Source organism: Protofrankia sp. Cas8 (assembly GCF_963555845.1).
Classification (GTDB): domain Bacteria; phylum Actinomycetota; class Actinomycetes; order Frankiales; family Frankiaceae; genus Protofrankia.
This window is the reverse complement of sequence record NZ_CAUVXI010000265.1, coordinates 1-734: the sequence shown is the minus strand read 5'-3', so window position 1 is coordinate 734 and position 734 is coordinate 1. Positions and strand designations below refer to the sequence as shown.

The window sequence follows — 734 nt, the reverse complement described above, 5'->3', positions numbered from 1 at the left end:
TATAAGAGACGAGGCATGGGCCAGGCGCTGGCGGTCTGCATCACCAAGGGGGAGAGCATTGTGACGGTCCTCATCGGGCTTGTCGGTGCATTCCTCGGCGCGCTCGCCGGCGCTGTCGCCACATACCTGACGACACGCTCCGCGATGCAACTCGAACTTGAGCATTCATACGACCAGACACTTCGAGACAAGAGGCTGAATCGATATCAGCATCTGTTCCACGTTTCCAAATGCCTCCCTCGATACTGGCTGTCAGCTGAAGCGCCTACAAGACAGGACCTCCTAAGGTTTCGCAACGAGTTTCACGAATGGTATTTCGGGGAGGAAGCTGGCGGAATGTTCCTCACCCCCGCGGCCAAGAACCTCTACATGCAGCTACTGAACACGCTCGTCGAAACCACGAGCGAGGGCAACCCGAGCATCCCGACGGACTCGCCGCTGTCGGCCGTTGAATCGCAGGCTCTACGTGAACTCGCCAGCGAATTACGGCACCAACTCGCCGAGGATGTTGGAGCCGCCAACCCGCCCCGCCTTCGGTGGACACGTCTGGGGCCGACGCTCCAACCACCGCCATCGATCAGCAGCTGAGCCGGATCGGTCGGGTTGATCCGGTAGCCGACACGCCGACACGCACAGCCAGCCAACATCACCGCTAGTGACAGCGAGTAACGGTTGGTGCTTGTGCGGACGAGGAGCAAGCCGCACTGATCATTTCGGTTAAGCCTGCATCCGCT

1 protein-coding gene is annotated in these 734 nt (G+C 60.1%); it reads left to right on the top strand.

What is annotated here, in order from left to right:
• On the top strand, positions 1 to 588 hold a 588-nt coding region (locus U9977_RS24675; protein ID WP_322751673.1), incomplete at its 5' end, for a hypothetical protein.
• Positions 589 to 734 lie beyond the last annotated feature (146 nt).